The sequence below is a fragment of the Pseudomonas sp. RW407 genome (assembly GCF_003176655.1).
Taxonomy (GTDB): Bacteria; Pseudomonadota; Gammaproteobacteria; order Pseudomonadales; family Pseudomonadaceae; genus Pseudomonas; species Pseudomonas delhiensis.
The window spans coordinates 440,269-454,038 of the sequence record NZ_QGSL01000088.1; the positions used below are offsets into that span (position 1 = coordinate 440,269).

The window sequence follows — 13,770 nt, forward strand, 5'->3', positions numbered from 1 at the left end:
AGCGGCAGGATGTCCGCCGGGCGCTCGCGCAGGGCGCGCCAGGCCAGGGGGAAGACCGACAGGCGATAGTACAGGTCCTCGCGGAAGCGCCCCGCCGCCACCTCGCCGAGCAGGTCGCGGTTGGTGGTGGCCAGCACGCGGATGTCCAGCTCGATCGGCTTGCGCGCGCCCACCCGCTCCACCTCGCGCTCCTGCAGCACGCGCAGCAGCTTGGCCTGCAGCGCCAGGGGCATCTCGGAAATCTCGTCGAGCAGGATGGTGCCGCCGTCGGCCAGCTCGAACTTGCCCGGCTGCGCGGCGATGGCGCCGGTGAAGGCGCCCTTCTCGTGGCCGAACAGGGTGGCCTCGAGCATGTTGTCGGGAATGGCCGCGCAGTTGATGGCGATGAAGGGCTTGTTGGCGCGCGGCGACTGCTGGTGGATGTAGCGCGCCAGCACCTCCTTGCCGGTGCCGGACTCGCCGGAGATCAGCACGGTGGAATCGCTGCGCGCCACCCGTGCGGCCAGTTCCAGCAACTGGCGGCTGGCCGGTTCCACGGCCACCGGGCCCTCGCCTTCGGCGACGGGGACCTGGCCCTGGGCGTGGCGGGCCACCAGTTCCAGCAGCACCTTGGGTTCGAAGGGTTTCACCAGGTAGTCGGCGGCGCCTTGACGCATGGCGTCGACGGCACGCTCGACGGCGCCGAAGGCGGTCATCAGCAGTACCGGCAGTTGCGGGTAGCGGGCGCGGATCAGGCCGAGCAACTGGTGACCGTCCATGCCGGGCATGTTGACGTCGCTCACCACCAGGCCGAAGGCCTCGCGCTGCAGGGCGACCAGGGCCGCCTCGGCGCTGTCCACGGCGGTGAACTCGCAGCCGCCGATCAGCAGGGTATCGGAGAGGGCTTCGCGCAGGGCGCGGTCGTCTTCGACGAGCAGGATTCGGGCGGGCATGGGGTTATTCCTTGTGTTCACGGACGGGCGCCGCGATCAGCGGCAGGACCAGGCTGGCGCAGGTGCCGCGGCCCGGGCGCGAGTGCAGGCGCAGTTCACCGTGGTGCGCCTTGGCCACGGCCTTGACCACCGCCAGGCCGAGGCCGGTACCGGTGGTCTTGGTGGTGAAGAAGGGCTCGCCAAGGCGCGCCAGGGTGGCGGCGTCCATGCCCGGGCCGCTGTCGCTGATGGCCAGGCGCAGGCTGTCGCCGCGGGCGTAGAGGTGGACTTTCAGGCGCACGTCCTGGCCGCCGGCCTGGATGGCGTTGTGCAGCAGGTTGAGGACGCTGCCGACCAGGGTGTCGCGGTTGCACAGCAGTTCGCCGCCGCGCACGTCGCACTGCCAGCGCAGCTGCAGGCCGGCGACGTGGGCCTCGGCGGCGGCGCGCAGGCTGGCGAAGAGTTCCGCCGGGCTCAGGCGGTCCGGCAGCGGCAGCTCGCCCCGGGCGAACACCAGCATGTCGCGTACCTGGTTCTCCAGCTCCTGCAGGCGCTCCTTGAGGCGCCCGGCGAAGCGTTGCTGCTGTTCCAGCGGCAGCGCCTGCTCGCTCAGGTGTCCGGCATAGAGCATGGCCGCGGACAGCGGCGTGCGGATCTGGTGGGCCAGGGAGGCGACCATCCGGCCCAGGGCCGAGAGCCGCTCGTGGCGGGCCAACTGGTCCTGCAGGCGGCGGGTCTCGGTGAGGTCGTTGAGCAGCACCAGTTGCCCGGGCTCGCCGTTCAGCGAGCGGGTGGCGATGGACAGGCGGCGCCCGTCGCGCAGGGAAATCTCGTGGCCGTCGTCCTTGCGCGGCGCGAAGCAGCGGGCGATGACCTGGCGCCACAGCATGCCCACCAGGGGCTGGCCGAGCAGGCCGCGAGCCGCCGGGTTGGCTTCGCGCACCACGCCCTGGCCGTCGATGACGATGACGCCGCCGGGCAGCAGGTCCAGCAGGCTCTGCAGGCGGTTGGCCAGGCGTTCCTTCTCCGCCAGCTCCTGCATGCGCTGGGCGCTGACCAGGGCCAGCTGTCCCTTCAGTTCGCTGACCCGCGCCTCCAGCATGCTGTACGACTGGTTCAGCTGGGTGGACATCTGGTTGAACAGGGCGAAGGCCTGGTCGAGGCCGGCGCGGCCGTTCTCCTCCAGGTGTTCACTGGAGTCCGGCTGGGGCTGCTGGGGTACGGCTGGCATCATGCTGTCTCTCTTCCATCCGACGTCGTGAAAGCGTCGGCTGGCAGAGTCTTAGCAATCTGCGTGCCTAAAAATTAGTCCTTTATTTTCAGGCACTTGCAAAAAGCCCAAGGCAAGTGGCGTCAATCCTCCGCCACTTCCTCCTCGCGACGGCTCATGCCGTACTTGCGCATCTTCTCCACCAGGGTGGTGCGGCGGATGCGCAGGCGCTCGGCGGCGCGGGCGACCACGCCGTTGGCGTCGTCCAGGGCCTGCTGGATCAGCCCCTGCTCGAGGTTGGCCAGGTAGTCCTTGAGGTCGATGCCCTCGGCCGGCAGCATCGCCGGCGAGTCCAGGCCCGGCAACCCGGCGGTGATGGCGGCGCGCTCTTCCAGTTCCTCGCGCAGGCTGCTGGCGAGTTGCTCGTCCTCGTCGTCGACGTGGCGGAATTTCTTCGGCAGCTCGCCGACGCCGATCACCCCGTAGGGGTGCATGATCGCCAGGCGCTCGACCAGGTTGGCCAGTTCGCGCACGTTGCCCGGCCAATCGTGGCGGCACAGCGACATGATGGCGGCGGAGTTGAAGCGGATGGAGCCGCGCTTCTCGTGCTCCATGCGCGAGATGAGTTCGTTCATCAAGAGCGGGATGTCTTCCACCCGCTCGCGCAGCGGCGCCATCTCGATGGGGAAGACGTTGAGGCGGTAGTACAGGTCTTCGCGGAAGCCACCGTCCTCGATCATCTTCTCGAGGTTCTTGTGGGTGGCGGCGATGATACGCACGTCGACGTTCTGCGTCTTGTTGCTGCCCACGCGCTCGAAGGTGCGCTCCTGCAGCACGCGCAGCAGCTTGACCTGCATCGGCAGCGGCATGTCGCCGATCTCGTCGAGGAACAGGGTGCCGCCGTTGGCCAGTTCGAAACGCCCGGCGCGGCTGGTGATGGCGCCGGTGAAGGCGCCCTTCTCGTGGCCGAACAGTTCGCTTTCCAGCAGCTCGGCGGGGATCGCCCCGCAGTTCACCGGCACGAAGGGCGCGTCGCGGCGCTTGGAGTGGTAGTGCAGGTTGCGCGCCACCACTTCCTTGCCGGTGCCGGACTCGCCGAGGATCAGCACGCTGGCGTCGGTGTCGGCGACCTGCTGCATCATCTGCCGCACCTGCTGGATGGCGCGGCTGGTGCCGACCAGGCTGCGGAACAGGTTGGGCTCGCGCTGGCGGCCGCGCTCGCGGGCCTGGTCGTACATCTCGCGGTAGACCTGGGCGCGGTGCAGGGAATCGAGCAGCTTGTTGTAGCTGGGCGGCATCTCCAGGCTGGCCAGCACGCGGCGGCGCAGCTCTTCCGGCCAGTCGTTGGGCGCCGGTTCGCCGATCAGCAGCACCGGCAGGTATTCGTCCCAGGCCGCGAGCTGCTTGAGCAGCTCCAGGGCGCCAGCCTTGTGCTCGACGCTGCCGAGCAGCACGCAGAGCACGCCGCGGCTGCCGTTGGGCAGGTCGTCCACCGCCAGGCGCCAGTCGCGGCTGCGGCAGGACAACTGGTCCTCGCCGAGGAAGTTGAGGATGGTGGAGAGTTCGCGGCAACGCTCCAGGTCGTCGTCAATCAGCAGAATCTTGGTTTCACGCCACATATTGCTCTTATCTTCCGAAGGCATGTGGGCCGGCGAACGGCAACGGAGAGGGGCGGAAACAGGCCGCCATCATTTAGCCACCAAGTAAAGTCAAAATTGTGGCAGGAGTCAAATTTATGGCGTGATTTATTCGTTGTTTCCGACGGAAGAACTTACCTGCTGGAACGAACGGCGGCAATGCCGGAAACGGGGGGTCGCGCCGAACGGGCGACCCGCGGGGCTCAGCCGAAAAGCTGATAGACCTTGGCGCCCTTGTGCGACCGATTGACGCGGATGATCTCCTCGGCCACGCCCTGGCGCTGGCGGGTGACTTCCTGGACCAGTTCGCGGTACAGCATGAGCAGCCCTTCGAGGCTGCGCTTGAGCTCGCTGTCGTCGTCCAGCGGCTCGTGCATGGCGGCATCCACGTGCTGGCGGCACTCCAGGTCCAGCCGGGCGATGGCTTCCCAGTCCTGCTCCGCCAGGGCGGTGCCCAGGGCGGTGCGGGTTTGTTCGATACGCTCGACGGCGAGGGTCATGCTTCGTGTCTCCTGGAGGGGCGGTATTACTGCGGGATACCGTCCCAGCCTTCCTTGATGCTGCGAAGCAGGTTGGCCACTTCGTCGAGCATATGTTCGTCGTTCTGCCGGTTGGCCTCAAGCAGGCGGCGGCCCATGTAGATGTACAGGGCGTTCAGGCGCTCGGCATAGTCGCCGCCGGCCTCGAGGTTCAGCCCGTCGCGCAGGCCACCGATGATGGCCGCGGCCTTGCCGATCAGCTGGCCCTTCTCCGCCATCTGGCCGCGCTGCATGGCGCCACGGGCCTGGGCGATGCGGCTCAGGCCGCCTTCCATGAGCATCTGGATCAAACGGTGCGGGCTCGCCTCGTGGAGCTGTGCCTGGACACCCACGTTCTGGTATTGGCGAAGCGCTGCCATCGCATTCATTTCGAGATCCCCTGGTGTGGAAGGTTTCATATCCGATGTCCAGGGTATCGGCGCGGCGGCGCCAGACTTTAATCGCGAATTGCGTCTACCTCGGCCGCTGCCGGGCGGCTAAGCGCCACCGGCATCAGTCGTCGGAGCTCTTGTTCAGCGCATTCAGCGTGGTCATCACGCTGCTGCTGGTGGCGTTGAGCTGGGCGACCAGGCTGTCCATGGCGTTGTACTTGGCGTACAGGATGTCAGTCAGCTTGGCGGTGCGGTCGTCCAGGTCGGTCTGCTGCTTCTTCAGGCTGCTGATGGTGGAGTTGATCGAGTCAGTCTGCTGATCGAGGATGCCGTTGGTCTTGGCATAGCTGTCGACGGCGTTGTACATGCGCTTGAGGAAGCCGTCGCTGCCGGTGAAGAAACTCTGGATGTTGCCCGAATAGGTCTCCAGCCCCTTGCTCAGCTTGCTGCTGTCGACGCTCAGGGTGCCATCCTTCTGACTGGTGATGCCGAGCTGCGACAGCACCTGCAGAGTACCGCTGCTGCTGGACAGGTTGACGAACTCGTTGCGCAGACTGTTGAGCAGGGTGCGGGTGGTGGCGTCACTGGACAACGGCCCCGCACTGGTACTGGTGGTACCGTCCTCGTTGGTGGTGGTGGTGATGTCCGTCAGACTGGAGATCGACTTGATCATCGTGTTGTAGGCGTCGACGAACTTCTGGATGTTGGCGGTCAGGTCGTCGGTGTTGGTCGCCACCGTCACGGTGGAGCTGCCGGTCGCCAGCAGGTTGAAGGTCACGCCGCTGACGGCCTTGTCCAGGGTATTGCTGGAACTGGTCATCGACAGGCCGTCGAGCTTGAACTCGGCATCGCCGGCCTGAACCAGATAGCCGCCGGTAGAGCTGCTGTAGGCTGCCGAGCCGTCGATCGCCAGCTTGCCCAGGGTGCTGTCGCCCGAGGCCTTGACGCTGATATCGGTGCCGGCGCCGGTGGTGGTGGAGCTGAGCACCAGGCGCGAGCCGCTGGAGTCGGTGACGATGTTGGCGGAGATGCCACTGGTGGAACTGAGCTTGTTGATGTTGTCGCGGATGGTCGACAACGAATCGCCAGCGGACACCGTCACGTAATAGTTGCTGCTGCCTTGGCTGAGGGTAAGACGACCGGCGCCGAACTTGTCGGAGCTACCGACGTATTGGCTGGCCACCTTGGAGGCGGTCGCCAGCTTGTCGACTTCCAGGGTGTAGGTACCGGCGGTGGCCGAAGCGCTGGCGGTGGCAGTCGCTTTCGTGTCGTCCGACGAAGTCGCCTTGAGCCCGGAGAAGGAGTCGGCGGTGTTGAGCGTTGCCACGGCCAGCTGGAAGGTCGAGAGCGCGCTCTTGAGCGAGCCCACGGCGGACAGCTGGGTGGTGCTCGACTTGGTGAGGTTGGTGATCTGCGTCTGCTTGGCACTGGTCTGTGCCTTCACCAGGGCGCTGACGATCGAGTCGATGTCCAGGCCGGACCCCAGGCCGGTAGAGGCGATGCTGCCCGACGAGGAAGAACTGATCGTAGTCATTGCCGCGCTCCTTTAAACGGTTTCTTGACGCAATTGCTCGTGCCAGAGCCTTCGAGCAAGAAGCAGGCCAGCTTTCTAGGCCTGCTCCCGGAACAACAGGTTGCCGGCTTCCTTGATGCTCTCCGCCAGCTTCACCGCGACCTCCGAAGGAATCTGCCGGATCACGTCGCCACTGGTGCTGTCCACCACCTTGACCACGGTGATGCCCGATTCCTGGTCGACCGAGAACTCCAGGTTGCGGTGGATGACCTGGGCATTGCTGCGCAGGCTGTCCAGCGCACGATCCAGGGTAGCCTTGTCCGGCGCAGCCTGGGTGCTGCCGGTGGACGGCGAGCCCTTGCCGTCGACGGCAACGGGTTTGCCGCCGGCCGCGATGGGCGTGGCCGCCTGGGCCTGATCCGCCCTGGCGGGGGCGCCCAGTCCGATCGTAGAGAAAGTCACGCTCATCATCGACTCCTCATTATTCTGGACAAATGCAGGAAGGGCGCAGTGCGCCCTTCCTTCGTATCAACCGCCGATGACCTTACTGCAGCAGCTTGAGTACGGCAGAGGGCAGCTGGTTGGCCTGGGCCAGTACAGCGGTGGCTGCCGACTGCAGGGTCTGCTGCTTGGTCATCTCCGCCGTTTCCGCGGCGAAGTCGGCATCCTGGATCGTACTGCGTGCCGAGGTGGCGTTCTCCGCGATGTTCTGCAGGTTGGAGATGGTGCTGTCCAGACGGTTCTGTACCGCACCCAGGGCCGAACGCTGGGTGTCGATCTGCTTCAGGGCATCGTCGATCACCTGGATCGCGGCCTGGGCCTTGTCGGCGGTGCCGATGTTCAGCGACTGCACGGTCTGGCCGGAAGCCACGGTGGCGGTGCCGCCGGTCAGGGTACCGCCCGCGGTGACGGTGATGTCGTCCTGCGAGGTGACCTTGATGCTGCTGCCACTGGCGACCGCGGTGATGCCGCTGACGTTGGTGTTGATCGAGGCGACGATGTCGTTGAGGCTGGCGCCCTTGGCGTAGTCGACTTCGACGCCGTTGACGGTGATGCTGCCCGAGGCGGCGGCGGTGGTGGTGTCGTTGACGCCGGTGACCGCGATGGTGCCGCTGGCCAGGGTGTAGCTGCCGTTCAGGGCCTTGGCGCTCATGTCGTTCAGGGTGAAGCTGACGGTTTCGTTGGCGTTGGCGCCGACCTGGAAGGTCATGGTGCCGTTGGTGCCAGCCTTGCCGTTGAGCAGGGTCACGGCGGTGCTGCCGCCACCGAAGGTGGTGGTTTCGGAGATACGGGTCAGTTCGGCGGTCAGCGACTTGAACTCCTGGTTCAGCGAGGTGCGGTCGTCTTCGCTGTTGGAGCCGTTGGCGGACTGCACGGCCAGGACACGCATGCGTTGCAGGATGTTGGTGGATTCCTGCAGGGCGCCTTCAGCGGTCTGGGCGATGGAGATGGCGTCGTTGGCGTTGTCCACTGCCTTGTTCAGGCCGTTGATCTGGCTGCTCAGGCGGTTGGAGATCTGCAGACCGGCGGCGTCGTCCTTGGCGCTATTGATGCGCAGGCCGGTGGAGAGCCGGGTCATGGCAGTGTTCAGGTTTTTCGAGGCGTTGTTCAGGTTCTTCTGAACGGTCAGCGAAGAGATGTTGGTATTTACGGTAAGGGCCATGACGAGATCCTCGTGGATAGGCGACTGCTTTCAGTTGGTTCCTGGCCCTTGGCTAGTGCCGCCCGGTATGGCCTGGAGAACCTTCGTTAGGGTTATCGTCCGTGGCGGATTTTGCTTTAGGGCGATTTTCGATTTTTTTTCAAGCCCCTCTTGCATCTTGCCCCAGGAAAATGCTGAAAGCCCCGCTTGGCGGGGCTTTCAGCATTCAGGCAGCGGTACCCGGGCGCTCAGTCCGGCTGCCAGGCGCGATGCCAGGCCTGCAGGTTGTCGCCCTGCAGCATCCAATCGCTGCGCACCTTCTCGCGCAGGCTGTCGCCCATGCGGGCGGTGGCGTCGAGGTCGTCCAGGTGCATGCGGATCGCCTCCACCCAGTCGCGGAAACGGTTCTTCACCCGGGTGGCCGGCAGGTCGCCGGCATAGGCGCGGTTGTCGCTGCACACCACCGGGAAGCCGCAGGCGCCGTACTCCAGCAGGCGCAGGTTGCTCTTGCACTGGTTGAACAGGTTGTCTTCCAGCGGCGCCAGGGCAAGGTCCAGGTCCAGGCTGGCGAGCTTGGCCGGATACAGGTGTATCGGCAGGCCCGAGTGGAACTCATGCACGTACGGGCGAATCTGCTCCGGGCACATGCCGAAGAAGACCCACTCGACCTCGTTGGCCAGCTCCTTGACCACGTCGGCGATCAGTTCGAGGTCACCGGTGTGGCTGACGCCACCCGCCCAGCCTACCCGCGGCTTCGCCGAACGCCGCCGCTGGCTCGGCTGCAGGCCGCCCCACCAGCCGGGAGCCAGGCGGTTATAGGCGACACGGATATCCGGATGCAGGTCGGAGAAGGCCTCGGCCAGCGCCTCGGTGGAAACCACGAAGCGGTCGACGTAGCCCAGGCCGCGGCGCAGGGAGCGGAGAATGTCCTTGGGCATGTGCTCGCGGTGCTGGTTCTTCAACGGCAGGTTCGGCAGGTAGTCGTCGAGTTCGTAGACCTTGAAGGCACGGGAGAAGGCCTTCATGCGGCGCATGGCATCCAGGCGCTCGTCACCGATCTGGCGCTGCAGCAGCACCACGTCCGGGGAGAAGCGCTCCAGGTCGGCGACGTGCAGCAGGCCGTGGGTCACCACGCCTTCGATCAACCCCTGCTCGCGCTGCGCCAGGAACGGCTGGATGACCCGGTAGTGGCCGCAACCGAAGGTGTCGGCAAAATGTGCCAGTACCGTCGGCAGCGGTTGCCAGGCCAGGGGGCGGAAGGTCAGTTGGGTGTCGGTGAGGACGAAGCCCCCACGGGCGCGGACCAGGGAGAAGTTCGGGTTGTATGCGGGGTCGCGAGCCAGACGTGGCAGCCAGCGAGCGTAGAAGGCGTCCTGCAGTTCCGTCGGCTCGGCTTCCAGGGCCTGGTTGTGCAACAGGGTTGCGTGGGGCGTCCAGACGATCAGGTAACCGGAGGCACCGGTGCGCAGGCAGAGGTCGACATCGGCGCCACGCTCGGCGAAGTCGCCCTCATCGAGGCCACCCAGTTCGTCGAACAGTGCCTTGCGGATCATCAGGCAACCATCGGAGACCGCACTGTAGTTCTGTGCCACCTGCAGGCGGTTCATGTAGCCGGTGGCGTTCATGTCCTCGCCGATGAAGGCGTGCCCGGCGATGCCGCGCAGGCCCAGCACCAGCCCGGCATGGGTGATGCGCCCCTCGCCATCGACCGTGCGCGCGCCGACGATCCCCACTTCGGGACGCTGCGCCTGGTTGACCAGTTCGCCCAGCCAGTCGCCCTGGAAGACCGCGGCCTCCGGGCGCAGCAACAATAGGTAGTCGCCACGCGCATGAGCGGCAGCCAGGTTCTTCAGCCGCGCGTCGGCCAGCGGCTCGCCCGAGCGCAGCACACGGACGCGCTCGGCGGCCATCTGCTCGACGCCCTCCAGCCACTGGCGGGTGGCCGGGTTCTCGCTGGCGTTGTCCACCAGCAGGATTTCGTAGTTGGGGTAGGCCGTGTGCTCGAGGAGGCTCATCACGCAACGCTGCACGGCGGCGAGCTGGTCGCGCAGGACGATGAGGATGGACACCGGCGGCTGTGCCGCATGACCGTAGTCGATGTGGTAGCGCCCCGGCAGATGGCTCTGCACCCGCGCCTGCCCGTAGCCGCGTGCGGCGAGATGACGCTGCAGGGTGCGCTCCTCGTCGGGGTTGGCCTGCAGGCTCGGCGCGGCGGTCGACAGCAACGGCTCGGACAGGTGCGCCAGGCCATCGAGGCCGCCCTGCTCCACCAGGCGCAGCAGCAGGTCCAGTTCCAGCGCCCGAGGATACTCCCCGTCGAAACCGCCCATCTCGAGGATGGCCTCGCGGTTGAACAGGCAATGGCGCGCCTGGGAGGTGGGGAAGCTGATCAGCAGGTCGAGGTTGAAATCCGGACGCATGGCCGGCCCTTCGCGGCCATCTTCGCCACGCAGCACCAGGTCGGTGGATACCGCGCGGCAACCGCCCGCCCCCATCAGTTCGAGGCCGGCGACCATCAGCCCGGACGCGGTGAAGAGGTCACCGGCGCCAGCCAACACCACCCAGTGGGCGGTGCTGCTGCGCAGCGCCTCGTTGACTGCGGCGGCCAGGCCATCGCCCCCCACAGGCTGATGGCGCAGGCGAAGCCCGCTATCCACGGCCTGCGCCTGGGCGCCCAGCAGCGTCACACTGACATTCGGGTAGAGTTCGGCGGCCGCCGCCAGGCTGTCGAGCGTCGCCTGCAGCGCTGCGCTATCCCCGCCTACCGGCAACAGCACATCTATATGCACGCCCAGGCCATTGGCCCGCAGGTGCTCATCGATCAGCCGCCTCTGGATCGGGCTCGGCTTGCGTGCCACCAGCCACTCATCGAAGCGCTCGGTCATTTCGCTCAGGGCATGGGCCTGGCGCAAGGCGGCAAGCAGGTCGACGCGCTCCGGAGCTTGTTCCCGATGCAGCGGCGAAACACCAACCAACTGGTCGCCACCCTCGATGTACCAACCCAGGTCACGCACGGCCTGGCGGAAGTCCTGGTGCCCCTTGTCACCGATGCCCGGCTTGTCACGGCCGAGCTGGCTGAACTGCTCGCGGGAGACGCGGAAGTCCACCAGGGGGGCGGAGAGGAACGCCAGGTCCCCCTTCTGCAGCAGCTTGACATAGAGCGCCAGGTCGCCCACCCAGCGGATGGGTACGCCATTGAGCGCCATGACCTGGTCGCCGAACGCTGCCACCGCCTCGCGGCGGCACAGCACGGTGCTGGGCTCGCCGATGAAGTTGACCGTGTGTTCGGCCAGGAACGACGTCAGGCCGATACCATCGACCAGCGCATCCTCCACGAACGGCAATGCGGTGGCCAGGATGTCCGGCAGTTGACGCCCCTGATCGTCGATGCGCCGCCGCCGCGAACTGACCAGCTCAATCCCCGGCCGCTCCCGCATGGCGTCGACCATGCGTTCGACGCACTCCGGATGCAAGACGTCGTCGTCATACAGGAACTTCAGGTATTCGCCGCTGGCCAGGCTGACGCACTTGGCCAGGTTCTTCGATTCGTGCAAGCGCGTCTCGTTGTACGAGTAGTGCACGGGGAAATCGAGAATGCCGCGGTACTCGTCCACGACCGCCCGGACTTCGTCCGTCCGGCAGTCATCGCAGATCACCAGCTCCAGCGGGCGATAGGTCTGATCCTGCAGGCTCTGCAGGGCCTCCTTGAGGTAGGCCGCCTTGTAGGCCGGCATCACAACGCTGACCAGCGGGTTAATGTCGTTTGGTTGGTTCACCATCGCACCTCAATTTGGCTTCAGGCGATCCGCAGGCGCCATGCCCACGGCTCGTGAGTGGAGTTCGTCAAAACAGCAGATCCATCGCATCCACGTCGAATACGGGAATGCCATGGCGTCGGGACACGTCCAGACGTTCGGGAAAATGGTTGTCGATGAAGATCGCCGGCGCACGCACATGGTCGGACTTGGGCTCGCCTTCACGCAGATGGACGATCCGTTCGAACATCGTCAACGGGATATGCGCCGCTTCCAGGGTGGCCGTCAGATCACCGGCATGGCGCGTGAGCAGCACCAGCCGCTTGTCCAGTTGCAGCAACCGGTAGGCAAGGCGCATCGCCTGTGGGTTGGCGCGGCCGGCGCACACTAGGGTGTCGTCCAGGTCCAGGTAGCAGGTATCGAAGTCGTAATCGAGCACCGCCTTGTTCTCCAGGCGGCGTTCGACCAGTTGCAGGCGCGGCTCCGGCAACAGCAGCAAGTCTCGCCCGAGGTAGTCCTGCACGGCCAGCAATGGCAGGTTGACGCCAAGGGCGCGCGCCACGACCGAGCCGGTGGACAAGCGACTGCTGAACTCCAGCAGTTTCCAGTCGCCCTGGCGGTCCCGGCGAACCTGGAAGAACCAGGGCCCGCGCAGGGCGAGCCGGGCGTTGAGCGTGGTGGCAATGTCGTTCAGTTGCGTATCGGTGGGCCGAGGTCCCGAGCGCATGGCGATGCCGCCCACCACACGCTCGCGGGAACGCGCCCCGACATACAGCAGCTGGCCGCGGTGACTGGTGAAGCAATCGACGGTCAGCTCCTCGCCCGGCAGGTACTCGCAGACCAGCGGTTGCTGCACGACAGCCAGCGCCACGGCCAGTTCATCGGCATCGGCGACCAGGGTCACCCCCTGCCCGCCCTGCCCCTGGTCGGGCTTCACCACCACGGGCCAGGCCTCCACGGCCGCGGCATTGGCATATCGACGCGGCCCCCACGGCGTATCGTCCAGCAACTCATAGGTCAACGATTTGCGCCGGGCGATGCGCGCCGTTCGAGCGTCGCCGTTGACCAGTTGCACGCCAAGGCCTTCGACACGGGGCGCCAGGTAGTCCTGCACGCTGTCGTGGGTGGCGAACACCAGGTCGATGTTCCACTGCGCCAGCAAGTGCGCGAAGCACTCATCGAAGGTCGCATCGGCAATGTTGGGCAAGTGTGCGTGCCGGACATAGGCCTGCTCGCCGTGGTCGACACGGCTGGAGGCACCGTGCAGCTCGACGTGCAGCGAGTGCTCCAGGGCACGGGCGATCTCCAGCCCCACTTCGGTGCCGCAGGGAAACACCAATACCCGGACCTTGCTCATTCCGACGGCGCCAGGTGATGGTCGGCGAAGTATTGGGAAATGCATTCGCCGATAGCCGGATCGCGGTAGAAGAACACGTAGCGCTTGCGCGGGCCGCCAGTACTCATCTTCAGCGCGATGGCGGGGGTGCGGAAATCAACCTTCACGCCGAAGCGCCTGCCGATCTCGATGAGCGAGCGACCGGAATAATAGGAGGTGTGCCCTTCTTCGAACGGATAGGTGACAGTCTCCAGCGGCAGGCCATCGCGCAGGTTGGTACTGGCGATGACCAGCCCGCTATCGCGCACTTTGTGCAGCAGGTTGGCGAAGTCCTCGTCCAGGTCGGTGAAATGCTCCACCACCTCGCAGGCGACCATCAGGTCGAATTCTGCCTCGCGTGAATCGAAGGGGACGAAATCCAGCGCTTCCTGGAAATTGCCCAGGTCGGATACGGCGACCCTGGAAACCGGCAACTGCTGCTGGATCAACGCATGGTCCTGCGACAAGCCGGCGCCATAGACCACCACATCGGGAGCGAAGGCTTCGCCGAAGTGATTCCGCAGGATTTCGAGCCCCATCTCCGCCATGCGGTACTCACGGCGCGGCGTGACCCCATCGCCGGCCCGTACGCTGGTCTCGGGCTGGCTGCCGGGGTCGAAGGGAGCGCTACGGTAGTCATGGGTATTGCCCGGATTGCCTGCATAGCCGCAGCAGCCGCAGATCACGAAGTCGCAGGTCTTGCCCAGCCACTTCTGGATGGTGCAGGTAACGGTTTCGAAGGAAAGCTCGGTGCTTCCGCACGCGTTGCATTGTGGAGTGGTCATGATTCTGATCCTTACGCTTCTGGCAACCTGTT

At 65.9% G+C, this 13,770-nt stretch carries 11 protein-coding genes; all 11 read right to left on the minus strand.

Translation table 11 applies throughout. The annotated features are described in order from the left end of the window. Positions 1-932: sigma-54-dependent response regulator transcription factor FleR (fleR, locus tag DK254_RS08620; protein WP_109933961.1), on the minus strand; the 932-nt coding region annotated here is incomplete at its 3' end. A 4-nt stretch (positions 933-936) separates the two neighbouring features. Further along, positions 937-2,145: a PAS domain-containing sensor histidine kinase gene (locus DK254_RS08625; protein WP_371921110.1), complete on the minus strand. Its 1,209-nt coding sequence runs from the start codon at positions 2,143-2,145 to the stop codon at positions 937-939. Positions 2,146-2,264: 119 nt separating this feature from the next. Beyond that, positions 2,265-3,740 carry a sigma-54 dependent transcriptional regulator gene (locus DK254_RS08630; protein WP_089391784.1) on the minus strand — a complete coding sequence of 492 codons (1,476 nt, stop codon included), beginning with the start codon at positions 3,738-3,740 and terminating at the stop codon, positions 2,265-2,267. A 221-nt stretch (positions 3,741-3,961) separates the two neighbouring features. Next, positions 3,962-4,258 carry a flagellar protein FliT gene (locus DK254_RS08635; protein ID WP_109933448.1) on the minus strand — a complete coding sequence of 99 codons (297 nt, stop codon included), beginning with the start codon at positions 4,256-4,258 and terminating at the stop codon, positions 3,962-3,964. Between the two features lie 26 nt (positions 4,259-4,284). Next, positions 4,285-4,665: a flagellar export chaperone FliS gene (fliS, locus tag DK254_RS08640; protein ID WP_109933449.1), complete on the minus strand. Its 381-nt coding sequence runs from the start codon at positions 4,663-4,665 to the stop codon at positions 4,285-4,287. Positions 4,666-4,789: 124 nt separating this feature from the next. Further along, positions 4,790-6,202 (minus strand): flagellar filament capping protein FliD, encoded by a 1,413-nt coding sequence (gene fliD, locus DK254_RS08645; RefSeq protein ID WP_109933450.1) that lies wholly within the window; start codon positions 6,200-6,202, stop codon positions 4,790-4,792. 75 nt (positions 6,203-6,277) lie between these two features. Continuing rightward, positions 6,278-6,649 carry a flagellar protein FlaG gene (locus tag DK254_RS08650; protein WP_158546409.1) on the minus strand — a complete coding sequence of 124 codons (372 nt, stop codon included), beginning with the start codon at positions 6,647-6,649 and terminating at the stop codon, positions 6,278-6,280. A gap of 76 nt (positions 6,650-6,725) precedes the next feature. Continuing rightward, the gene (locus DK254_RS08655) at positions 6,726-7,844 is read right to left on the minus strand and encodes a flagellin (RefSeq protein WP_109933452.1); all 1,119 of its coding nucleotides are present in this window, start codon (positions 7,842-7,844) and stop codon (positions 6,726-6,728) included. A gap of 227 nt (positions 7,845-8,071) precedes the next feature. Next, positions 8,072-11,602, minus strand: a complete 3,531-nt coding sequence (locus DK254_RS08660) for a glycosyltransferase (RefSeq protein WP_109933453.1) — start codon at positions 11,600-11,602, stop codon at positions 8,072-8,074. Positions 11,603-11,666: 64 nt separating this feature from the next. Then, positions 11,667-12,935 (minus strand): ATP-grasp domain-containing protein, encoded by a 1,269-nt coding sequence (locus tag DK254_RS08665; RefSeq protein ID WP_109933454.1) that lies wholly within the window; start codon positions 12,933-12,935, stop codon positions 11,667-11,669. Beyond that, the gene (locus DK254_RS08670; RefSeq protein WP_109933455.1) at positions 12,932-13,738 is read right to left on the minus strand and encodes a methyltransferase domain-containing protein; all 807 of its coding nucleotides are present in this window, start codon (positions 13,736-13,738) and stop codon (positions 12,932-12,934) included. The genes DK254_RS08665 and DK254_RS08670 overlap by 4 nt, the downstream gene beginning before the upstream one ends. Positions 13,739-13,770 lie beyond the last annotated feature (32 nt).

What these genes read in the sequence shown, in the direction of transcription:
- DK254_RS08625 (WP_371921110.1), bottom strand. Translation starts at nt 2,145, where the DNA reads ATGATGCCAGCCGTACCCCAGCAGCCCCAGCCGGACTCCAGTGAACAC.
- DK254_RS08630 (WP_089391784.1), bottom strand. Translation starts at nt 3,740, where the DNA reads ATGTGGCGTGAAACCAAGATTCTGCTGATTGACGACGACCTGGAGCGT.
- DK254_RS08635 (WP_109933448.1), bottom strand. Translation starts at nt 4,258, where the DNA reads ATGACCCTCGCCGTCGAGCGTATCGAACAAACCCGCACCGCCCTGGGC.
- fliS (WP_109933449.1), bottom strand. Translation starts at nt 4,665, where the DNA reads ATGAATGCGATGGCAGCGCTTCGCCAATACCAGAACGTGGGTGTCCAG.
- fliD (WP_109933450.1), bottom strand. Translation starts at nt 6,202, where the DNA reads ATGACTACGATCAGTTCTTCCTCGTCGGGCAGCATCGCCTCTACCGGC.
- DK254_RS08650 (WP_158546409.1), bottom strand. Translation starts at nt 6,649, where the DNA reads ATGAGCGTGACTTTCTCTACGATCGGACTGGGCGCCCCCGCCAGGGCG.
- DK254_RS08655 (WP_109933452.1), bottom strand. Translation starts at nt 7,844, where the DNA reads ATGGCCCTTACCGTAAATACCAACATCTCTTCGCTGACCGTTCAGAAG.
- DK254_RS08660 (WP_109933453.1), bottom strand. Translation starts at nt 11,602, where the DNA reads ATGGTGAACCAACCAAACGACATTAACCCGCTGGTCAGCGTTGTGATG.
- DK254_RS08665 (WP_109933454.1), bottom strand. Translation starts at nt 12,935, where the DNA reads ATGAGCAAGGTCCGGGTATTGGTGTTTCCCTGCGGCACCGAAGTGGGG.
- DK254_RS08670 (WP_109933455.1), bottom strand. Translation starts at nt 13,738, where the DNA reads ATGACCACTCCACAATGCAACGCGTGCGGAAGCACCGAGCTTTCCTTC.